Origin of the sequence: Pseudomonas sp. YNh, from assembly GCF_037993085.1 — a bacterium.
Classification (GTDB): Bacteria; Pseudomonadota; Gammaproteobacteria; order Pseudomonadales; family Pseudomonadaceae; genus Aquipseudomonas; species Aquipseudomonas putida.
Map to the genome: position 1 here is coordinate 1 of NZ_JBBMRJ010000041.1, position 20,608 is coordinate 20,608.

The following is a 20,608-nucleotide window of genomic DNA, read 5'->3' on the forward strand; positions in this document are numbered from 1 at the left end:
GTAGAGTATGAGAAACGCTATTTCCTGAGCTTGGAGAGTGTCTAGAAAACCAGGGGCGATTCACCGCGTTAGAACATGAGGTCCATTTTGAAGGGTCCATTTGAGCGGCCGCTGAGCGTTTCGTCACCAGGGCTTGAATCTGAGCTAGCGTGTTGCGAAGACACGTCGGCGGCCTAGAAGACTCGATGGAACCATCAGAGATATGATCCTGCGATCACAACTCGAAGGTGGCCTCTATGCCATACCCCGTAAAGCCATGGGCAGAAATAGCTCAGCATTATCAGCGCGGTACCATCTTGTTGGGCAACGGCGCGAGTATCGCTGTGTCGCAGAGTTTTGCGTACCGCTCACTGCTAGAACATGTCAGGGAAAATGAGCTGCTCCAGAACGACGTGGCGCGTCTGTTCGAGTTTTTTGAGACAGAAGATTTTGAGCTAATTCTGCGGGTCGTCTGGCAAGCATCCAACGTCAACAAATCGTTGGAGATCCCAGATCAGCGTACCCACGAAGCCTACGTGCGCGTCCGGGATTGCCTGATCCAGGCAGTGCGGGATGTTCACCCTGAATATCACCAGATCACCGATCATCTGCCGAACATGTACCGGTATCTGAAGGAGTTCGACACGGTCTTGTCGCTAAACTATGACCTGCTGGTTTACTGGACGGTGGCCTATGGTCTCAACATCCCGGACGGCCATATGTTCAAAGACTGCTTCGTCGATGGCGGGGTATTCGATGACGACTGGCGTCGATTCCGGAAGCTGTACAAGGAGCGAGTGAATACGTTGGTGTTCTACCCCCATGGCAGCTTAGCTTTATGCCGCAACAACATAGAGGAAGAGTTCAAGATCCGCGCATTGGGCGGCGGCTTGCTGGAAGCCATTCTTCAGGAGTGGAAAAACGAGCGTGTGGTACCGCTGTTTGTCAGTGAAGGAACCATGCGTCAGAAGGTAGCTTCGATTCAAAATAGCTACTACCTGTCGACTGTCTATCGAGAGGTGCTTACGGCGCCCCGGAAGACACTGACACTGTTCGGTTGGGGCTTGGGGGAGCACGACAGGCATTTGCTCAAGCGAATGAAGGGGACGGGCATTGAGCGCGTAGCCGTCTCAGTCTTTCGGGGATATCAGCCTTATTGCAACATGGCTTACCAAATCATTCAGGATGACCTGGGGCCAGTTGACGTCGATTTCTTCGACAGTGAGAGCCCGGGCTGCTGGGTTCAACCCGAATAGCGGGCAGGACATCCACTCCTGAAATCTCAGAGGTGGCTGTAAGGCCCGTCATTACTGGGCTAGACAGTTTTTATTCTCTGGCGCATTTGTCCGAGTCAACGGTTTTGGGGGCTCGCGACAGTTTTGCGTTTACTCCGAATCGGGCTGAAGGCCACGGAAACTGGGCCTCTTTGCGACAGTTTTAATTCTCTAAATCCAGAAAAAGCCCTCCACAAGGAGGGCTTTTTGCTTTCTGATGCCTACTAAACAGCGCACCCAGACATGTGATTCGGCTGCATCAACCTGGCGGCTCCGCTCAGATCTGCATCGCCATGCCGTCCACATTCATCGCTGCCTGGCGCAAGGCCTCGGAGCGGGTCGGGTGGGGGTGGCAGGTCAGGGCGATGTCTTCTGCCGAGGCCGAGAACTCCATGGCCACGCAGAACTCACCGATCATCTCGCTGACGCTTGGGCCCACCAGGTGCACACCCAGCACTTCATCGGTTTGGGCATCGGCGATGACTTTGGCGAAGCCTTCGGTCTCGTGGTTGATCTTGGCGCGGCTGTTGGCGGTGAAGGGGAACTTGCCTACTTTATAAGCACGCCCTTCGGCTTTGAGCTGCTCTTCGGTCTTGCCCACGGTGGCCAGCTCCGGGCGGGTGTAGATCACGCCAGGGATGAGGTTGTAGTTGACCTCGTGGGGCTTGCCGGCAATGCGCTCGATGCAGGCGACCGCTTCGTCTTCGGCCTTGTGCGCCAGCATCGGGCCGGAAGTGACGTCACCAATCACCCACACACCGGGCACTGAGGTGCGGTGGTGGTCGTTGCCGAGCATGCCGCGCTTGTCGGTTTCCAGGCCCACGCTTTCAAGGTTCAGCCCCTTGGTATAAGGGCGGCGGCCGATAGCCACCAGCACGTAATCGGCCTGCAGCGATTCTGCGGTGCCGCCGGCAGCGGGCTCCAGCGTCAGGCTCACGCCATCGGCACTTGCAGTGGCTTGGGTCACTTTGCTACCCAGCTTGAACACCATGCCTTGCTTGGCGAGTGCCTTTTGCAGGGTCTTGGCGGTTTCCGTGTCGGTACCTGGGCAGATGCGATCGAGGTATTCGATAACGGTGACCTGGCTGCCCAGGCGGCGCCAGACGGAACCCAGCTCAAGGCCGATCACGCCGGCACCGATGACGACCAGGTGCTTGGGCACTTGCGGCAGCGACAGCGCGCCGGTCGAGTCGATGATGCGCTGGTTGTCGATGGTCACACCCGGCAGAGGGGTAGGCTCGGAGCCGGTGGCGATGACCACGTCCTTGGCTTGCAGCGCCGTTTCGCTGCCATCTTCAGCCTTGACCACAACCTTGCCGACGCCGTCCAGGCGCCCCCAACCCTTGATCCAGTCGACCTTGTTCTTGCGGAACAGGTATTCGATTCCCTTGGTCAGGCCGGTCACGCTCTCGTCCTTCTGTTTCATCATCTGGGCGAGGTTGAGGGTGGGCTTGACTTCGATACCGAGGTGGGCGAACTCTTCACCGCTGGCGGCCTCGTACAGCTCGGACGCATGCAACAGTGCCTTGGAGGGCATGCAGCCCACGTTCAAACAAGTGCCGCCCAAGGTTGAGCGGCCTTCCACGCAGGCAACGTTCAGGCCCAGCTGGCCAGCGCGGATGGCTGCGTTGTAGCCACCAGGGCCACCGCCGATGATCACCACGTCATAGGATTTCATGGGTTCAACTCCAGGATGTAGAAGCGCGAGAGGGGCACAAGGTTAAGCTGAGATGCGAGAATTGTATACAATCTGCTGTGTGGATAAGATCAGTTGGTTCTAGACCTTGGTCTCGTTTAGAGGAAACCTCCCACCAATGAACTACTCTGATCCGGCGACGTTCGAAATATCAGGCGTCGTGGTCAAACACGGATAGGAGGGTTGTTCATGCTCGCGCAACTTCCACCTGCACTGCAGAGCCTGCATCTGCCGCTGCGGCTGAAATTGTGGGACGGTAACCAGTTCGATCTGGGGCCTAGCCCGCAGGTCACCATCCTGGTCAAAGAGCCACAGTTGATCAGCCAGTTGACGCACCCAAGCCTGGAGCAGTTGGGCACCGCGTTCGTCGAAGGCAAGCTGGAGCTGGAAGGCGATATCGGTGAAGCCATCCGGGTATGCGATGAGCTGAGCGAGGCGCTGTTACCTGATTTCGAAGAGGCTTCGCCGGCGCGGCTTGCCCATGACAAAAGCACTGACGCCGAAGCCATCTCCTACCACTATGATGTTTCCAACGCGTTCTACCGGCTGTGGCTGGACCAGGACATGGCCTATTCGTGCGCTTACTTCCGCGAGCCTGATAACACGCTCGATCAGGCGCAGCAGGACAAGTTCGATCACCTGTGTCGCAAGTTGCGCCTGAATGCCGGCGACTACCTGCTGGACGTTGGCTGTGGTTGGGGTGGCCTTGCGCGCTTCGCTGCACGGGAATATGACGCCAAGGTATTCGGCATCACCTTGAGCAAGGAGCAGCTCAAGCTTGGCCGGCAGAGGGTCAAGGCCGAAGGCTTGGCCGACAAGGTCGACCTGCAGATTCTCGACTACCGTGACCTGCCTCAGGATGGCCGCTTCGACAAGGTTGTCAGCGTTGGCATGTTCGAGCATGTCGGGCATGCCAACCTGGCGCTGTATTGCCAGAAACTGTTCGGCGCCGTGAGGGAAGGGGGGCTGGTGATGAACCACGGTATCACCGCCAAGCACATCGATGGACGCCCGGTAGGGCGTGGTGCAGGTGAGTTCATCGACCGCTACGTGTTCCCCCATGGGGAGCTACCTCACCTGTCGATGATCAGCGCCAACATCTGTGAAGCGGGGCTGGAGGTGGTAGACGTGGAAAGCCTGCGCCTGCACTACGCCAAGACCTTGCATCACTGGAGCGCCAACCTTGAGAACCAGTTGCACAAGGCCGCAGCGCTGGTGCCGGAAAAGACCCTGCGTATCTGGCGCCTGTATCTCGCAGGGTGCGCGTATGCCTTTGAGAAGGGCTGGATCAACCTGCACCAGATCTTGGCAGTGAAGCCATACGCCGACGGGCACCATGACCTGCCCTGGACGCGCGAAGACCTGTATCGCTAAGCATGTAGATGCGGATGTTGTGGGAGCGGCCTTGTGTCGCGAAAGGGCCGCTCCCACACTCAGACTGCTTAGCTTAAAGGATTGGCGAAATCAGCCGTGCGATCCTCATGCCCAATTGCTGCAGTCGATGCGTGTCTAGGCTGTCCTCCGCAGTAATTTCCCGCGATTGTTCAAAGTCGTTGATCAGCATGTGCTCGACCTGGTCTGCGAAGCTGCGGTCGACTGTCAGCAGGGTGATCTCGAAATTCAGACGGAAAGAGCGGTTGTCCAGGTTGGCGCTACCGATCGCGCTGACATCATCATCCACCAGCACCACCTTCTGATGCAGGAAGCCCGGCTGATAGCGGAACATGCGTACACCTGCGCGCACCGCTTCGAAGGCGAACAGGCTGGAGGCGGCATAGACCACCCGGTGGTCTGGCCGCGACGGGATCAGCACTCGCACATCGACCCCACGCAGGACTGCCAGGCGCAAGGCGGCGAACACTGCCTCGTCAGGGATGAAGTAAGGGCTGGTGATCCATACCCGTCGGGTAGCTGAATGAATTGCTTCGAGGAAGAACAGCGAGCAGGTTTCCTGCGGGTCGGCCGGGCCGCTGGCCAAGGCCTGGCATAGCACCCCGTTATCTGGGTAGGTATCTGGCAGGATCAGCGGCGGCAGCTGGCGCGTGGCCCAGTACCAATCCTCGGCGAACGACTCCTGCAGGCAGGCCAGCACCGGCCCGCCGATCTGTACATGGGTGTCGCGCCAGGGGGAAAGTTTCGGGTGCTCACCGAGGTATTCGTCACCTACGTTGTGCCCACCAATGAAACCCAGCAGGCCGTCCACTACCACGATCTTGCGATGGTTGCGGAAGTTCACCTGGAAGCGGTTGAACCATCCGCGGCGAGTGGCGAAGGCATGAATCTGTACACCACCGTCGCGCAGCTGCTGGCTGTATCTGGCTGGCAAGGCATGGCTGCCAACGCGGTCATACAGCACGAACACCTGCACTCCTTCGGCAGCCTTGCGTAGCAGCAGCTGCTGTAATGCCTTGCCGAGGGTGTCGTCATGGATGATGAAGAACTGCACCAGCACCACGTCGCGGGCTTTGTCGATGGCGGCGAAGATGGCATCGAACGTGGCTTTGCCATCGATCAGCAACTTCACCTGGTTGTTCGCCAGGCAGGGCATGCGCCCCAGTTTTGGCATTGCGCGCAGGGCTGCATAGCTTTCTGATTCACGGGCGGTCAGGGCTTCTTCCACCCAGGGCCGCCAGTTGAGATTGGCCATGGCCACGTGCATTTCCTGGTTGGCCTGGCGCCTGGCCTTGATGTAGGCATAGAACGAGCGGGCGCCGAAGACCAGGTAGGGGATCAAGGTAAGGTAGGGGATGAAGAACAAGGGCATGGCCCAGGCGATTGCACCTTGGGCGGTACGCACGGTGAAGATTGCGTGCAGTGCGGCGACGATACCCAGTAGGTGAATCAGTCCGAGTAGGTAACCAAAAAAGTAGGGGCTGTGGTAGTCCATATGCATCCTGCTTGCCGAGTACACTTGAGCTAACAGAACACGTTCCCGGTCCGCCTTGCAACCTGAAGGTGGATTTGGCGTCCAAGGTTCAGCCCGGCCCGATTGGCCGGTTTTTTCAGGAGCGATCGTCCATGAAGATTCGTCTGCCACTGTTGGCGTTGGCCCTGGCTGCGAGCAGCCCGCTGGTGCATGCGCAGGTGCTGCAACCAGGTTTGTGGGAGCTGACCACCAGCAACATGCAGGTCGATGGCAAGCCGCTACCCGACATGCAGTTCATGCTCGGTCAGTTGAAAAACCTGCCGCCAGAGCAGCGTGCGATGATGGAAGGGGTGTTGGCCAAACAAGGGGTGACGGTTGGTGGCAACGGCGTGCGTTCGTGCCTGACGCCAGAGCAGGTGGCAACCAACGACATCCCACTGCAGGACCCGAAGTCGGGCTGCACGCAGAAGATCACCGACCGTACCGGCAATGTGTGGAAGTTCCAGTTCAGCTGCCCCAAGGCACAGGGCACTGGCCAGGCCACCTTCCTCAGTGACCGGGAATTCACCACGCAGGTCAGTGGTACCTTCAACGCTTCGGGTGTGCAGCAGCAAGGCAGCATGAACACCCGTGCGGTGTGGCTGGGCAATGACTGTGGCACGGTCAAACCGCGCAGCTGACGTCCCATTGCCATTGGCTGGTGGCGACGGCGTCGTGGGCATGCAGGCTTTCTGCATGCTCCACGCGCAGCTTGAAGGCCGTGCTCCATTGCAATTGCCGTAGCGCCTTGTGCAGGCGTCGTGCGGCGTCTTCACAGAACATCAGGTTCTGCCCGTTGGCCAAGGCGAAGGCTTGCTCGTCCGCACGCTTCACCGCGGTTTGCACAGCGGTCCCCAAGCTTGCCTCAATGCAATCGATCAATTCGGTGATGGGTAATACGTGCTCATTGCTGCGCAGCCTTACTTGAATGTGGGCGGTACTTCGTTGGCTGTGCGGCGTCGCCACAATACCTTCGGCGCTGCCAAGCCACTGCATTACTGCGGACTTTTCGACTTGGTCTTCGCTGAAGTCGTCCAGGAACTGCTGTTGGATCAGCTGGCGTGCAAGCGCAGCTGAGCATGGACAGGTAGAGGAGTAGGGTACGGAAACAGATAGTTCCACGTGGAACACTTCGTTCTCTATCCGTGCATCGACCGAAACGGCGTAGCTTTTCCAGCCTGCCAAGGCGCTGATCAAGGCCGGCCTTTTCAGCAGATGCTCAAACCGCAGCCGCAGGTAGGCTGCCGAAGAAAGGCCTTCATGGCTGCTCAGGAAACCGGCCAGTAGCTGTCTGATTGCGAGTGGAGTGAGGGGCTGGTGCTCCAGTGTCTCAAGGGCAAGGTAAAGTCGCGACATATGGATACCGCGTGAACTGCCGTCTACCAGGCTTACCCCTGCATCGATTTTGGCGGCTGCGGTGCGCCCTTCGAATTGCACAGGCAAGGCAATCCCGCACATGCCCACCCAGTCCAAAGGCAAGGTGTACTCCAGGGTTTGTGCTGCGATGTCGGGGAGCTTGAGCTGGGTCATCTGGCTTTCCAAACAAAAAGAGGCATCAGTGGCAACCGCCGATCAGGCTGCAATGCAGCTTGAAGCGCTGCCCACTGGAGCTGGATACGCGGTTCAGGGTCGTCCAGCCAACGCGACGGCTGTAACCCACCCAGGCTTCGCCATCGCTGGCCAGGCCGGTAAAAAAGGTCAACGTGCCATAGCGGCTGTTGGTTTGTGCCCACAGGCGCCGGCTGCTGAAGTCGTAGCCGCGCAGGTAGAACGTATTGCCTTCGCTGCGCACGCTGTAATAGCTGCCTTTGCCGTCCTGGCAGGCAAGCAGTGTCGCGCTGCGTGTACACATCGCCAACGGGCTGTTGTTTGGCATGGCGATCAGCGAAGTAGGCATGGCGAGCAACAGCAACACCATGGCGCGCAGCAGATTCATTTTCATCCCCGGTGAATACGCGTCCGTCGAGAACGGCTTGGCGAAATTGTATTGTTACTTTATAACATTGTGCAATGCATCGTTTCGAATGCGCTCGCCTGAAGAGGTTTCGCCATGTCCAATCGTCTCCCTGTCACCGTGCTGTCTGGCTTCCTTGGTGCCGGCAAGAGCACTCTGCTCAACCATGTGCTGCGTAACCGCGACAACCTGCGGGTCGCGGTCATCGTCAACGACATGAGTGAAATCAACATCGACGCCAGCGAGGTGCAGCGCAACGTCAGCCTCAACCGCGCTGAAGAGAAACTGGTCGAGATGAGCAACGGCTGCATCTGCTGCACACTGCGTGAAGACCTGCTCGAAGAGGTTGCACGGCTGGCCGAAGAAGGCCGCTTCGATTATTTGCTCATCGAGTCCACGGGTATCTCGGAGCCGCTGCCGGTTGCCGAGACGTTCACGTTTCGCGACGAGCAGGGCCGCAGCCTTTCCGACATGGCCCGGTTGGACACCATGGTCACTGTGGTCGATGGCCTGAATTTTTTACGCGATTACCAGGCAGCAGAAAGCCTGGCCAGCCGTGGTGAAACTTTGGGCGAAGAGGACGAGCGGTCGATCAGTGATCTGCTGATTGAGCAGGTGGAGTTCGCCGATGTGCTGTTGTTGAGCAAGATCGACCTGATCGGCCAGCACGAGCGTGAAGAACTCATGGCCATCTTGCGTAGCCTCAACGCCCGGGCACAGATCGTGCCCATGGTCATGGGCCAGGTGCCGCTGGCGCGCATCCTGGACACTGGCCTGTTCGACTTCGACCAGGCTGCTCAAGCGCCTGGCTGGTTGCAAGAATTGCGCGGCGAGCATGTGCCAGAGACTGAAGAGTACGGCATCGCGGCCAAGACCTGGCAGGGGCGGCGGCCACTTCATCCACAACGCTTTTTCGATTTTATCCACAAGCCTTGGAGCAATGGTCGGCTGCTGCGTTCTAAGGGTTTTTTCTGGTTGGCCAGCAAGTACCAGGAAGCCGGTAGCTGGTCCCAGGCAGGTGGCATGATGCGTCATGGCCTGGCGGGCCGTTGGTGGCGTTTCGTGCCGCGCGAGCAGTGGCCCCAGGATGTGGATAACACTGCCGATATCTTGAAACACTGGCACGCCGAAACCGGTGACTGCCGGCAGGAATTGGTGTTCATTGGTCAGAATATCGACTTCAAAAAGTTATCCACAGAGCTTGAGGCCTGCTTGTTGACGGATGAAGAAATGGAGTTGGGGCCTATGGGCTGGTTGCGTCTGCCCGATCCATTTGGCCCTTGGCACGAGGAGGCGGCAGCATGAACCAGGCGCTCAAGCCTGTGGGTATCTTTCAGGTGTCTGGCGAAACGCCGCTGGTGCTGACCGACGTGCTGCAGGACGGCGTGAACCTGGCGGTATGGCGCCGGCGCTTGCCGCCACAGCTGGAGGATTTCGCCGAGCTGGTAGTCAGCCTTGGGCAACCCCTGGCAGAACAGTGGGTAATCGATGTGGACGAACAGCAGATGCCGGTTTTGTCGGATTTGCTACGCGAAGCGGCGGACTTCCACGGTTACGAAGCATTCGTGGCCGATGTAGCCTGGCTGGTGGAGGCATATACCTGCCTGGTTGGCGCGCGGCGGGTCGGTTTGCGCCTGCGGGTGCTGACCGGGCCCATGTGCCCGCGCTTTCATGTGGATAACGTGCCGTTGCGATTGCTGACCACCTATGCGGGCCCGGGTAGCGAGTGGTTGCGAGAGCAGGAGAGCCGGCGCGGGGAGTTACACACAGCTCAAGTGCCTGTGGATAACATTCAGAAACTGCACGTCGGTGAAGTGGCTGTACTCAAGGGCGAGAGGTGGCAGGGCAACGAAGGTGCAGGGCTTGTGCACCGCTCGCCCTCGGGCCAGCAAGGGCGCCTGCTGCTCAGCCTTGACTGGCTAGCCTGACGGCGCATAGTGAGCCATCACCCCGCCTGAAGCCATCCCATGCTGCAGAACATTCCCACCCATGTGATTGCTGGCCCACTGGGGGCCGGCAAGACCACCCTGATCCGCCATCTGCTTGCCCAGCGCCCGGGCAACGAACGCTGGGCGGTATTGATCAACGAATTCGGCCTGGTTGGCCTGGATGCGGCCTTGCTCAGCCGTGACGAAGATGGCATTGCCATCGGCGAGGTTGCAGGCGGCTGCCTGTGTTGTGTCAACGGCATGCCGTTTCAGGTGGGCCTGGGCCGGTTGTTGCGCAAATCCCGGCCTGACCGGCTGTTTATCGAGCCGTCAGGGCTGGGCCACCCCCAGCAGCTGCTTGCTCAGCTGAAACAGGCTCCGTGGGCTGGAGTGCTGACAATTCAGCCGTTGTTGATGGTTGTCGATGCGCAATCCATGGTCCGAAACGAGCCGCTTCCAGACGCCCAACAGCAGGCTTTCAACGCGTCTGAAAACGTGGTTTTCAACAAGTCAGAGGCTGTGGATGAAAAATCTAAGTTGTTGATAACTAATAAATTTAAAGACAAGAATGTGGTGTGGTCGGTACAGGGCCAAGTGCCGCTATCAAGCCTTCCTGGCGCGCTGGTAGAGATTGTCGACAGCCCATTTGAGGAAAACCAGATTGTCGACAATCTTGGGGGGCCCCCAACAATATTGTGGACAGACCCCAGCCAGCCGATCTGTCTTGCCCAGGAGGGGGAGGGAGGTTGGAGCATTGGCTGGCGCTGGCATCCCGCACAGCAGTTTTATCCACAGCGGCTACTGGCGTTCTTCCGGACCTTGCCATGGCGGCGTGCGAAAGGGGTTATCCACAGCGTGGAAGGTTGGCAGTCATTCAATGGGCTCAAGGGTGACATGCCGATGTGGCAGCCCAGTGAATGGCGAAGGGATAGCCGTATCGAGCTGATTTTTGATCAGCCGCAATCGCAACCCATGCTGCAAGCTGGGTTGAGCGAATGCCGCGTCAGCTGATCAATTGCGCCAGCGATTGTGCTCTTGGCGCCACTGCTGCATCTCGATGACATTGTCGGTGCGTGGCGGGGTCTTGATTTCGAACGGGTAGGGCGCCAGCTCGATCTGCACGCTGTGCGCGCCAAACTGGGTCACGGTACCGGGGTGGCGTTGCTCGCCGGTAACGGTGAATTCGAAGGCATAGACGCGTGCCAGGCGCTTGCGGCCATTGGCATCACGGACAAAGGCGATGCGCTTGAGTGCGACGGCATCGTCTAGCAGCTCGAGATCGAGCTTGGCGCAGTGCTGTTTGACCCGTTCAAGGGCTTTTTCGCGCAACCCATGGTTGTGCCACAACCAGCCGCCTGCCGTGGCTAACAGCATCAGGACGAAGACATTCTCCAGGGTCAACATTTGCATATGCTCCAAACAGGTAGATCCAGCTTAACTGCGTCCCTGGCCTGTCGTACAGGTGGCAATCGAGTTCATACTGCGCTGCGCACAATCCTTGAAACAGCTTTGGAAACCCCCGCATGAAACGTACCCCGCACCTGCTCGCCATCCAGTCCCATGTGGTGTTCGGCCACGCCGGCAACAGCGCCGCGGTGTTTCCCATGCAGCGTATCGGGGTCAATGTCTGGCCACTCAATACCGTGCAGTTCTCCAATCACACACAGTATGGCCAGTGGGCGGGTGAAGTGCTTGCCCCGGCGCAAATTCCTGCATTGGTGGAAGGTATTTCCAACATTGGCGAACTGGGTCACTGCGATGCGGTGCTTTCTGGCTACCTTGGCAGTGCCGAGCAGGGGCGGGCTATTCTGGCGGGTGTCGAGCGGATCAGGGCGGTAAACCCCAAGGCTTTGTACTTGTGTGACCCGGTCATGGGGCACCCGGAGAAGGGCTGCATCGTGCCACAGGAAGTCAGCGAGTTCCTGCTCGACGAGGCGGCGGCGCGGGCCGACATCCTGTGCCCCAACCAGCTGGAGCTGGACAGCTTCTGTGGGCGCCGCGCGCAGTCTCTGGAGGATTGCGTGGGCATGGCGCGCAGCCTGTTGCAGCGGGGGCCGCAGGTGGTACTGGTCAAACACCTGGTTTACCCCGGGCGGGCCGAAGACCAGTTCGAAATGCTGCTGGTGACCGCCGAACACAGCTGGCACCTGCGCCGCCCGCTGCTGGCGTTCCCGCGTCAGCCGGTGGGGGTGGGTGACCTGACCTCAGGCTTGTTCCTGGCCCGTGTGCTGCTCGGCGACAGCTGGGTGCAGGCGTTCGAATTCACCGCTGCAGCCGTGCATGAGGTGTTGCTGGAAACCCAGGCCTGCGCCAGCTACGAACTGCAGCTGGTACGGGCCCAGGACCGCATCGCCCACCCGCGGGTGCGCTTTGAGGCGCAGTTGCTGGCGTTTTAGATCGCGTCGGTTTTCAGGTCCTGGTAGCGCTTCTCCAGCTCTTGGCGGATCTGGCGGCGCTGCTGGCCTTGCAGGAAGCGGCGTTTTTCTTCGCTGCTGTGCGGCTGGCGCGGCGGCACCGGCACCGGGCGGCGGTTGTCATCGACTGCGACCATGGTAAAGAAGCAGCTATTGGAATGGCGCACCGAGCGCTCGCGAATGTTCTCGGTCACCACTTTGATGCCGACTTCCATCGAGGTGTTGCCGGTGTAGTTGACCGACGCAAGGAAGGTCACCAGTTCACCCACGTGCACGGGCTCGCGGAAGATCACCTGGTCGACCGACAGGGTCACCACATAGCTGCCGGCATAGCGGCTGGCGCACGCGTAGGCCACTTCGTCGAGGTATTTGAGCAGGGTGCCGCCATGTACGTTGCCAGAAAAGTTGGCCATGTCCGGGGTCATCAGGACGGTCATGCTCAGCTGGGCGTTTCCAGGTTCCATAGTGTGCTCACGGTGAGGTTGCGCTGAATCGGGCGAATGGAGGGCGTTATCTGCTGACACTTCTGTTCCCCTCTTTTGAATTTGCCGTACGAATACGGGACGTTGCCTGACGCGCCATCGTCACGCTGATCATGCCATCAGCGGCGCTTTTCCAGCCGATCTGTTTCTGCATATTGCACCGGCTATTTGCGGCGAGGCGCGATGTTAACCTGAGTACGCCCATGCACCATGGGCTTTCCTGCACTCAATACAGTATGTACTTGCTGCTCGCTCAGGTTTGCCTTGGCAGAGGAGCGGTCTGCCCAGGCATCCATAAAAAGACGAGAAAAGGAGTATCACGCCATGCATGCCATCAGCTTCATCCAGGACCTGGCAGTCATCATGATGGTCGCTGGCGTGGTCACCATAGTTTTTCACCGCCTCAAGCAGCCGGTGGTGCTGGGCTACATTGTCGCCGGCTTCATCATCGGCCCGCACACCCCGCCATTCGGCCTGATCCATGACGAAGAGACCATCAAGATCCTTGCCGAACTGGGGGTGATCTTCCTGATGTTCTGCCTGGGGCTCGAATTCAGCCTGCGCAAGCTGTTCAAGGTGGGCGCCACGGCGTTCATCGCGGCGTTCCTGGAAATCGTGCTGATGATCTGGATCGGTTTCGAGATCGGCCGCTGGTTCGGCTGGAGCACAATGGATTCACTGTTCCTCGGCGCCATCCTGGCCATTTCCTCGACCACCATCATCGTCAAGGCACTGAACGACCTGAAGATGAAGAACGAGCGCTTCGCCCAGCTGATCTTCGGCGTACTGATCGTGGAGGACATCCTCGGCATCGGCATTATCGCCCTGCTGTCCGGCATCGCTGTCAGCGGCTCGGTCAGCTCGGGGGAAGTGTTCTCCACCGTAGGAAAATTGTCGCTGTTCATGATCGTTGCCTTGGTCATCGGCATTCTGCTGGTACCGCGGCTGCTGGCCTATGTGGCCAAGTTCGAAAGCAACGAAATGCTGCTGATTACCGTGCTTGGCCTGTGCTTCGGCTTCTGCCTGTTGGTGGTCAAGCTGGAGTACAGCATGGTGCTGGGCGCCTTCCTGATTGGCGCGATCATGGCCGAATCGCGACAGTTGCTGAAGATCGAACGCCTGATCGAGCCGGTACGTGACCTGTTCAGCGCCATCTTCTTCGTCGCCATCGGCCTGATGATCGACCCTCAGGTACTCGTCGATTACGCCTGGCCGATCGTGGTCATTACCTTGGCGGTGGTACTGGGCAAGATGCTCTCCTGTGGCATGGGGGCGTTCATTGCCGGTAATGACGGGCGCACGTCGCTGCGGGTGGGCATGGGCCTTTCGCAGATTGGCGAGTTTTCCTTCATCATCGCGGCGCTGGGCATGACGCTGCAGGTGACCAGCGACTTCCTATATCCGGTGGCGGTCGCAGTATCGGCCATCACCACGCTGTTGACGCCTTACCTGATCCGTGCGGCCGACCCGCTGTCGCAAAAGCTTGGCAATGTGGTGCCCAGCCGCCTGGCGCGGGTGCTTTCGTTGTATGGCGAGTGGTTGCGCAACATCCAGCCGCAGGGCGAGAGCGCCATGCTGGCCGCAATGATCCGGCGCATCCTGTTGCAGGTGGGGGTGAACCTGGCGCTGGTGATCGCCATCTTCTTCAGTGGTGGTTACTTTGCAGGGCGTATCGGCAACTGGCTCAGTGAGTGGGTCAGCGATGTCAGCCAGCAGAAGGCGATGATCTGGGGGGCGGCGTTGTTGCTGTCGCTGCCATTCCTGATCGCTGCCTATCGCAAGCTCAAGGCGCTGTCGATGCTGCTGGCAGAAATGGGCGTGAAGCCGGAAATGGCCGGGCGGCATACCCAGCGTGTACGCCGCGTGATCGCCGAAGTTATTCCGCTGTTGTCACTGCTGGTGATTTTCCTGCTGCTGTCGGCATTGTCGGCGAGCATTCTGCCCACCAGCGAGTTGCTGTTGGTCATTGCCGTGGTGGCCGCAGTGGTGGTGGCCTTGTTGTGGCGCTGGTTCATCCGCGTGCACACGCGCATGCAGATTGCCTTGCTGGAGACGCTGGAAAACAGTCGCGAGAATACGCACTGAAGGGAGCAATGCTCCCTGCGCAAGATTTCATCGTCGTCCGAGGGGATGGAGCGGTAGCAATGTCGCCAGGCGCAGAAAGCCTGGCGATTCTAGCTACATTGATGGCACTGGGCCATAAATTTTCCTGTGCTTGTACCGGCCTCTTCGCGGGCTTGCCCGCTCCCGCAGGTCGCACAGGCGCTGCAGAGATTGAGATCAGCTCTCCAGCCAAACATCCCGCGCCCAGTGCCACACCGACTCCCAGCTCTCTTCACCGGCGATTTCCTCTTCCGCATCCCACAGCACCACGGTGCCGTCTTCTTCGACGCAGTAGTAGTTGTCGCCGTCCTGGCACAGCGGAATCAGGTCGCGCGGCACGCCGGCATCCCAGGCGTTGGCGGCGACGTCGGGCAGGTAGGTGTGCGATTGTGGGTCGGTGACGGTCACCGGCTCCAGCGAGCCATACACCACGTCGCTGACGGTCAGTAGAAACTCTTTGAACACGAACGGTATGTTGATGAACAGCTCTTCTTCGATTTCGACCAACTGGTCCTCGTCGGGAAGCTCCAGGGGCACCGGCACTGGCTGATTGGCTTCACGGAGTTGTTCGATCACTTCTTCCACGGTTCACTTCCTCTGACCTAGATGACAACGCTGCGCGTTATACCCTAGTAGGCCACTCTGGCAAAAGCAAAAACCCCGGGACAGGCCCGGGGTTTTTTGTACAGCACGCTGCGGTTAGCCGTTTTGACGGATACCGGCGACCAGCCAAGGCTGGTTCTCGCCTGGGGCGCGAACCATGTGCCAGCTTTCGCTGAACACTTCGCCCTGGTCGAAGCGCGAGTTCTTCGACACGCCACGGAAGGTCAGGGTGGCGTCGGTACGGTCGGCTCGGTCGTCGATACCGTCCAGCTGTACTTCGAGGTTGTCGATGTAGGTGGACTGGAAGCCGTCACCCAGTTCAGCACGCTCACGCTTGAGGAACTCGAGCATTTGCGGGGTGACGAACTCGGTGATCTTGTCCATTTCGTTGGCATCCCAGTGCTGCTGCAGCGACTGGAAGTGGTTACGGGCAGCAGCCAGGAAGCTTTGCTCGTTGAACCAGGCCGGGGCGTTGATCACCGGGGCAGCGGCGGCAGGTGCAGCCGAACCACCAAACACCGATTGCTGTGCCGGCTGGTTGTGAGCTTCACGCTGCATCGGCGCATGGCCTGGCATGGCCATTTGCGGCTGCTGCTGGCGGCGGCGTGCGGCAATGAAGCGGAACACCAGGAAGGCGATGAGCGCCACGATCAGGAAGTCCATGATCTGGAAGCCCTCGAAACCGTCGCCCATGAACATGGACGCCAGCAGGCCGCCGGCGGCCAGGCCGGCCAGTGGGCCCAGCCAGCGCGAAGCACCGCTGGCGGCCGGAGCTGCACGACCAGGTGCGGCAGCCGGTGCGGCGGCAGGCGTGGTTGGCGTAGCCTGGCGGGTCTGGTGGATAGGCGCGGAGCCCGAGCTCTTGCCGCCGCCGAAACGCTTGGCGTTGGCGTCCAGGCTCAGCGTCAGGCCGACGCAGAGCGCCAGTGCGATGCTAAGAAAACGTTGCATAAGTGGGATATCCCCTGTTGTGGTTTGCACGCGCGTCATGGTGCACAGGTTCCCGGGCACATGACCAGCGACATAGTGTTTCGAGCTTTTGCCTGAATGTTACAAGGCCACCCGGCAGGGCGGCCTTGGTCTTCAGATGGCTTCGAGCTTGGCGTACCCCAGCATCAGCCACTTGCTGCCTTCGGCAAAGTTCACCTGCACCCGTGCCTGGGCGCCCGAACCCTCGAAGTTGAGGATCACGCCTTCGCCAAACACCGCATGTTGCACACGCTGACCGAGGTTGAACGCTGTCTGCGGAATATTGGCATTGGCGAACAGGTTGCTGTTGGTGGCCGTCTTGGCCCCACTGAACGGGCGGCTGACGCTGTTGGACAGGCGCACTTCCTGAATCAGGCCGGCCGGAATTTCACGTACGAAACGCGACACCTTGTTGTAGGTCTCGCTGCCATACAGGCGACGTGTTTCGGCGTAGGTCATGACCAGTTGGCGCATGGCGCGGGTAATCCCGACATAGGCCAGGCGGCGTTCCTCTTCCAGGCGGCCGGGCTCTTCCAGGCTCATCTTGTGCGGGAACAGGCCTTCTTCCATGCCCACCAGGAACACATACGGGAACTCCAGGCCCTTGGCGCTGTGCAAGGTCATCAGCTGGACGCTGTCCTCATGCTCGTCGGCCTGGGTATCGCCGGCTTCGAGCGAGGCATGGCCGAGGAAGGCCGAGAGCGGCGAGAGATCGGCGTCTTCGTCGGTGGACTCGAAGTTGCGCGCCGCGCTCACCAGTTCCTCAAGGTTTTCTACCCGTGCCTGGCCCTTTTCACCCTTTTCTTCCTGGTGATAGGTGATCAGCCCGGACTGTTCGATGGTGGTCTGGGTCATGGTATGCAGGGGCATGTCCGTGACCTTGGCAGCCAACCCCTCGATCAGCTCGATGAAGGCGCCCAGGGCGCTGGCGGCGCGGCCCTTCATGGCCTTGGCCGCCAGCAGCTGGCACATGGCTTCCCACATCGACAGCTGGCTGTGGCGGGCATGCTCACGGATGGCTTCGACGGTCTTCTCGCCAATGCCGCGTGGCGGCACGTTGATCACCCGCTCCAGGGCCGCGTCGTTGCCACGCCCTTCGATCAGCCGCAGGTAAGCCATGGCGTTCTTGATTTCGGCGCGTTCGAAGAAGCGCTGGCCACCATAGATGCGGTAGGGGATACGCTCGCGCAGCAGGGCCTCTTCCAGCACCCGCGACTGGGCGTTGGAACGGTACAGGATGGCGATTTCGTTACGCGCATTGCCCTGCTTGACCAGGCTTTCGATGGTTTCAACCACGTAGCGCGCTTCGTCGTGCTCGTTGTAGGCCGCGTACAGGGTCAGCGGTTCGCCTTCGCCCATGTCGGTCCACAGTTCTTTGCCCAGGCGCCCGGTGTTGTTGACGATCAGCGCGTTGGCGGCCTTGAGGATGCCGCCGGTGGAGCGGTAGTTCTGCTCCAGGCGGATCATTTCGGCGTCGGGGAAGTCGGCCGTGTACTGGTGGATGTTCTCGATCTTGGCACCGCGCCAGCCGTAGATCGACTGGTCGTCGTCGCCCACCGCCATCAGGCTGGCACCACCGCGTGCCAGCAGGCGCAGCCAGGCGTACTGCACGGCGTTGGTATCCTGGAATTCGTCTACCAGCACATGCTGGAAGCGCCGCTGGTAGTGCTCAAGCAGGCCCGGGTGGTCGCGCCACAGGTCCAGGGCGCGCAGCAACAGTTCGGAGAAGTCGATGACCCCGGCGCGCTCACAGGCCTGTTCGTAGGCGGTATACACCTCGCGCATGGTCGCCAGGAACAGGTCGCCCCCAGCCTGTATATGCTGCGGGCGCAGGCCTTCGTCCTTCTGCCCGTTGATGAACCACTGGGCCTGGCGTGCCGGCCACTTCTGCTCGTCCAGGCCCAGCTCGCGCATGACCCGCTTGATCAGGCGCTGCTGGTCATCGCTGTCGAGGATCTGGAAGTTCTGCACCAGCCGCGCTTCCTGCCAGTGGGCCCGCAGCAGGCGATGGGCGAGGCCGTGGAAGGTGCCGACCCACATGCCTGCCGGGTTGATCCCCAGCAGTTGCTCGATCCGGTGGCGCATTTCTGCCGCCGCCTTGTTGGTGAAGGTCACCGACAGGATCGAATGCGGCGATGCCTGCTCCACCTGGATAAGCCAGGCGATGCGGTGCACCAGCACGCGGGTTTTACCGGAGCCGGCGCCAGCAAGCACCAGTTGACGCCCGAGCTTGGCCGCGACGGCCTGGCGTTGAGCATCGTTGAGGGAGTTCAGCAGGAGGGAGAGGTCATCTGTGTGCATCGGGCCATTCTAGGGCGCAGCAGGGGAAGGGTAAATGGCACTGTATAAATATTCACCCTGGCAAACATACAAAGCGGCCACTACAAGCGATGCGCTTGCAGTGGCCGCCGCGTCTACATCAATGGGTTTCCACGATGTCGGTGATGCAGGCGATCAGTTTACCGTCGTGGATAATGTCCACCTTCGGGATCTGGCCGTGCTCGTCTTGCGTTTCGAACGTCACTTGCTTGTCGCAGGCAACCTGCATGAAGTTACCGTCCTGTTGCTGCAGTTCAAGCTCCAGGGCCAGTGCAAAGGACCTGTCCTGCTTTCTGCGCTTGACCAGTACCGGGACTATGCCTGCATGACTCACGGTGATTGTGCCCTGCACCCGCAGGCGAGTGCCTGGTGGCATCTTGTCGTGATGGGCTTTCCAGCCTTTGCATTCGATGATCATTTCCATACTCCTGTCTTGGGAAGAGCGGTATGACCTTCCCAGGACAGAGTGCTTGCAGCACCTGCCCGCACAGCAGAGCGAAGCGCTTCAGCTGTACCAATGCCTGCCATGCCTGGCCAGCAGGCTACCGGCCTGTTCCGGGCCATTGCTCCCGGCGGCATAGTGGCGTGGCGCCTGAAAGTGTTCCTGCCAACCCTTCATTAACGGATCAATCCAGTGCCAGGCCGCCTCCACCTCATCGCGGCGCATGAACAGTGTCGAATCACCCTCCACGATGTCCAGCAGCAGGCGTTCGTAAGCTTCCCAGCGGCGGGTCTGGCTGAATACCTGAGCCAGGTTCAGGTCCAGCTCGACCGGCTCCAGCCGCATGCCCTTGCCTGGGCTCTTGGTCATCATGCGCAGGCTGATGCGCTCATCCGGTTGCAGCTGGATCAACAGCTGGTTGACCTGGCCACCGCTGAACAGCTCGTGGGGTACCGGCTTGAACTGGATGACGATCTGCGACGAGCGGCGCGCCATGCGCTTGCCGGTGCGCAAGTAGAAAGGCACACCTGCCCAGCGCCAGTTGTCGATGTGCGCTTCGATGGCCACGAAGGTTTCGGTATCGCTGTCGTTGTCGACGTCCTTTTCGAAGTAATAGGCCGGCACCTCCTGGCCGCCGATGTGCCCGGCACCGTACTGACCGCGCACGGTCTTGTCCTGCACGTCCTGGCCGGTGATGGGTTTGAGGGCCCGCAGGATCTTCACCTTTTCGTCGCGCACCGCTTCAGCCTCGAACTGCGCAGGTGGCTCCATGGCCACCAGGCACAGCAGCTGCAACAGGTGGTTTTGCAGCATGTCGCGGGTTGCCCCGGCGCGGTCGTAGTAGGCGCCGCGGTTTTCTACCCCCAGGGTTTCGCAAACGCTGATCTGGACGTGGTCGACCTGATTGTTGCGCCACACCGGCTCCAACAGGGCGTTGGCGAAGCGCAGGGCCATGAGGTTCTGCACGGTTTCCTTGCCCAGGTAGTGGTCGATGCGAAATACCTGGTTTTCGTCGAACACTGCGCCAATCGCTTCGTTGATGGCGGTGGCCGAGGCTAGCGAGTGACCAATCGGCTTCTCCAGCACGATGCGCGCTTCGGGGTCGGCCAGGCCTGCGTTACGCAGGTGATTGGCAATCGGCACGAACAGGTTGGGAGCGGTGGCCAGGTAGAAAATGCGCGTCAGCCCGCCAGGTTCGCCCAGGTAGCGCGTCAGGCGGCCGAAGTCGGCGCTTTGCGAAGCATCCATGGGAAAGTAGTCGAGGCGCGCGGCAAACCGTTGCCATATGTCTTCGTCGAAGTCATTGCGGGCAATCTGCGCTCGGCAATGGCGTTCTGCGAGCTTGAGGTATTCGTTACGGCTTATGTTGCGGCGGGCGAGGGCGATGATGCGTACCGCGTTGTTCAGACGCGCCTCGCGATACAAGTGATAGAGCGCCGGGAGGAGTTTGTGCAGGGCCAGATCGCCGGTGCCACCGAACACCAGAATGTCGCAAGGAATAGTCAAACCGCCACTCTCCACGTTCGTTTAACTGGGCGGG

At 60.0% G+C, this 20,608-nt stretch carries 19 protein-coding genes; 8 read left to right on the plus strand and 11 right to left on the minus strand.

Annotation, left to right across the window (positions count from 1 at the left end):
• Nucleotides 1-236 precede the first annotated feature (236 nt).
• The gene (locus tag WF331_RS26935) at nucleotides 237-1,235 is read left to right on the plus strand and encodes a DUF4917 family protein (RefSeq protein WP_060519736.1); all 999 of its coding nucleotides are present in this window, start codon (nucleotides 237-239) and stop codon (nucleotides 1,233-1,235) included.
• A gap of 295 nt (nucleotides 1,236-1,530) precedes the next feature.
• On the opposite strand, the gene lpdA is transcribed toward WF331_RS26935, so the two are convergent.
• A complete protein-coding gene (lpdA, locus tag WF331_RS26940; RefSeq protein ID WP_284359309.1) occupies nucleotides 1,531-2,931 on the minus strand; it encodes a dihydrolipoyl dehydrogenase in 1,401 nt (466 codons plus the stop codon).
• A 207-nt stretch (nucleotides 2,932-3,138) separates the two neighbouring features.
• Here lpdA and cfaB point away from each other — a divergent pair, with 207 nt between their 5' ends.
• Nucleotides 3,139-4,323 carry a C17 cyclopropane fatty acid synthase CfaB gene (gene cfaB / locus WF331_RS26945; protein WP_016502289.1) on the plus strand — a complete coding sequence of 395 codons (1,185 nt, stop codon included), beginning with the start codon at nucleotides 3,139-3,141 and terminating at the stop codon, nucleotides 4,321-4,323.
• A 73-nt stretch (nucleotides 4,324-4,396) separates the two neighbouring features.
• On the opposite strand, the gene cls is transcribed toward cfaB, so the two are convergent.
• Nucleotides 4,397-5,836 carry a cardiolipin synthase gene (cls, locus tag WF331_RS26950; RefSeq protein ID WP_016502288.1) on the minus strand — a complete coding sequence of 480 codons (1,440 nt, stop codon included), beginning with the start codon at nucleotides 5,834-5,836 and terminating at the stop codon, nucleotides 4,397-4,399.
• A gap of 131 nt (nucleotides 5,837-5,967) precedes the next feature.
• Here cls and WF331_RS26955 point away from each other — a divergent pair, with 131 nt between their 5' ends.
• The gene (locus WF331_RS26955) at nucleotides 5,968-6,495 is read left to right on the plus strand and encodes a DUF3617 domain-containing protein (protein WP_016502287.1); all 528 of its coding nucleotides are present in this window, start codon (nucleotides 5,968-5,970) and stop codon (nucleotides 6,493-6,495) included.
• Here WF331_RS26955 and folE2 read toward each other — a convergent pair.
• Complete coding sequence (folE2, locus tag WF331_RS26960) at nucleotides 6,479-7,384, minus strand: GTP cyclohydrolase FolE2 (protein ID WP_340623488.1); 906 nt, start codon at nucleotides 7,382-7,384, stop codon at nucleotides 6,479-6,481. The genes WF331_RS26955 and folE2 overlap by 17 nt on opposite strands.
• Nucleotides 7,385-7,409: 25 nt before the next feature.
• On the minus strand, nucleotides 7,410-7,790 hold the full coding sequence (locus WF331_RS26965) for a glutamine synthetase (protein WP_340623489.1): 381 nt from the start codon (nucleotides 7,788-7,790) through the stop codon (nucleotides 7,410-7,412).
• Between the two features lie 114 nt (nucleotides 7,791-7,904).
• Here WF331_RS26965 and zigA point away from each other — a divergent pair, with 114 nt between their 5' ends.
• The 3 genes from zigA to WF331_RS26980 are packed head-to-tail and all read left to right on the plus strand — an operon-like array spanning nucleotide 7,905 to nucleotide 10,747.
• On the plus strand, nucleotides 7,905-9,113 hold the full coding sequence (gene zigA, locus WF331_RS26970) for a zinc metallochaperone GTPase ZigA (protein WP_016502284.1): 1,209 nt from the start codon (nucleotides 7,905-7,907) through the stop codon (nucleotides 9,111-9,113).
• The gene (locus tag WF331_RS26975; RefSeq protein ID WP_284359301.1) at nucleotides 9,110-9,736 is read left to right on the plus strand and encodes a DUF1826 domain-containing protein; all 627 of its coding nucleotides are present in this window, start codon (nucleotides 9,110-9,112) and stop codon (nucleotides 9,734-9,736) included. The genes zigA and WF331_RS26975 overlap by 4 nt, the downstream gene beginning before the upstream one ends.
• Before the next feature lie 39 nt (nucleotides 9,737-9,775).
• The gene (locus WF331_RS26980) at nucleotides 9,776-10,747 is read left to right on the plus strand and encodes a CobW family GTP-binding protein (RefSeq protein ID WP_340623490.1); all 972 of its coding nucleotides are present in this window, start codon (nucleotides 9,776-9,778) and stop codon (nucleotides 10,745-10,747) included.
• Here WF331_RS26980 and WF331_RS26985 read toward each other — a convergent pair whose 3' ends face one another.
• Nucleotides 10,748-11,140 carry a DUF3301 domain-containing protein gene (locus tag WF331_RS26985; RefSeq protein WP_049273938.1) on the minus strand — a complete coding sequence of 131 codons (393 nt, stop codon included), beginning with the start codon at nucleotides 11,138-11,140 and terminating at the stop codon, nucleotides 10,748-10,750.
• Between the two features lie 119 nt (nucleotides 11,141-11,259).
• On the opposite strand from WF331_RS26985, the gene pdxY reads away from it, so the two are divergent.
• Nucleotides 11,260-12,132 (plus strand): pyridoxal kinase PdxY, encoded by an 873-nt coding sequence (gene pdxY, locus WF331_RS26990; protein ID WP_016502280.1) that lies wholly within the window; start codon nucleotides 11,260-11,262, stop codon nucleotides 12,130-12,132.
• Here the strand turns inward: pdxY and WF331_RS26995 are convergent.
• Nucleotides 12,129-12,614: an acyl-CoA thioesterase gene (locus WF331_RS26995; RefSeq protein WP_003253263.1), complete on the minus strand. Its 486-nt coding sequence runs from the start codon at nucleotides 12,612-12,614 to the stop codon at nucleotides 12,129-12,131. The two genes, pdxY and WF331_RS26995, sit on opposite strands and share 4 nt — an antisense overlap.
• Nucleotides 12,615-12,956: 342 nt before the next feature.
• On the opposite strand from WF331_RS26995, the gene WF331_RS27000 reads away from it, so the two are divergent.
• Nucleotides 12,957-14,717 (plus strand): cation:proton antiporter, encoded by a 1,761-nt coding sequence (locus tag WF331_RS27000; protein WP_016502278.1) that lies wholly within the window; start codon nucleotides 12,957-12,959, stop codon nucleotides 14,715-14,717.
• Between the two features lie 195 nt (nucleotides 14,718-14,912).
• On the opposite strand, the gene WF331_RS27005 is transcribed toward WF331_RS27000, so the two are convergent.
• The 5 genes from WF331_RS27005 to zwf form a co-directional block, all read right to left on the minus strand.
• On the minus strand, nucleotides 14,913-15,320 hold the full coding sequence (locus tag WF331_RS27005; protein ID WP_016502277.1) for an SMI1/KNR4 family protein: 408 nt from the start codon (nucleotides 15,318-15,320) through the stop codon (nucleotides 14,913-14,915).
• A 114-nt stretch (nucleotides 15,321-15,434) separates the two neighbouring features.
• Nucleotides 15,435-16,289 (minus strand): Tim44 domain-containing protein, encoded by an 855-nt coding sequence (locus tag WF331_RS27010; protein ID WP_016502276.1) that lies wholly within the window; start codon nucleotides 16,287-16,289, stop codon nucleotides 15,435-15,437.
• 132 nt (nucleotides 16,290-16,421) lie between these two features.
• On the minus strand, nucleotides 16,422-18,608 hold the full coding sequence (gene uvrD / locus WF331_RS27015) for a DNA helicase II (protein WP_016502275.1): 2,187 nt from the start codon (nucleotides 18,606-18,608) through the stop codon (nucleotides 16,422-16,424).
• Nucleotides 18,609-18,726: 118 nt separating this feature from the next.
• Nucleotides 18,727-19,050, minus strand: coding sequence for a hypothetical protein (locus tag WF331_RS27020; protein WP_284359288.1), 324 nt, complete (start codon nucleotides 19,048-19,050; stop codon nucleotides 18,727-18,729).
• Between the two features lie 81 nt (nucleotides 19,051-19,131).
• On the minus strand, nucleotides 19,132-20,574 hold the full coding sequence (gene zwf, locus WF331_RS27025) for a glucose-6-phosphate dehydrogenase (RefSeq protein ID WP_284359285.1): 1,443 nt from the start codon (nucleotides 20,572-20,574) through the stop codon (nucleotides 19,132-19,134).
• Nucleotides 20,575-20,608 lie beyond the last annotated feature (34 nt).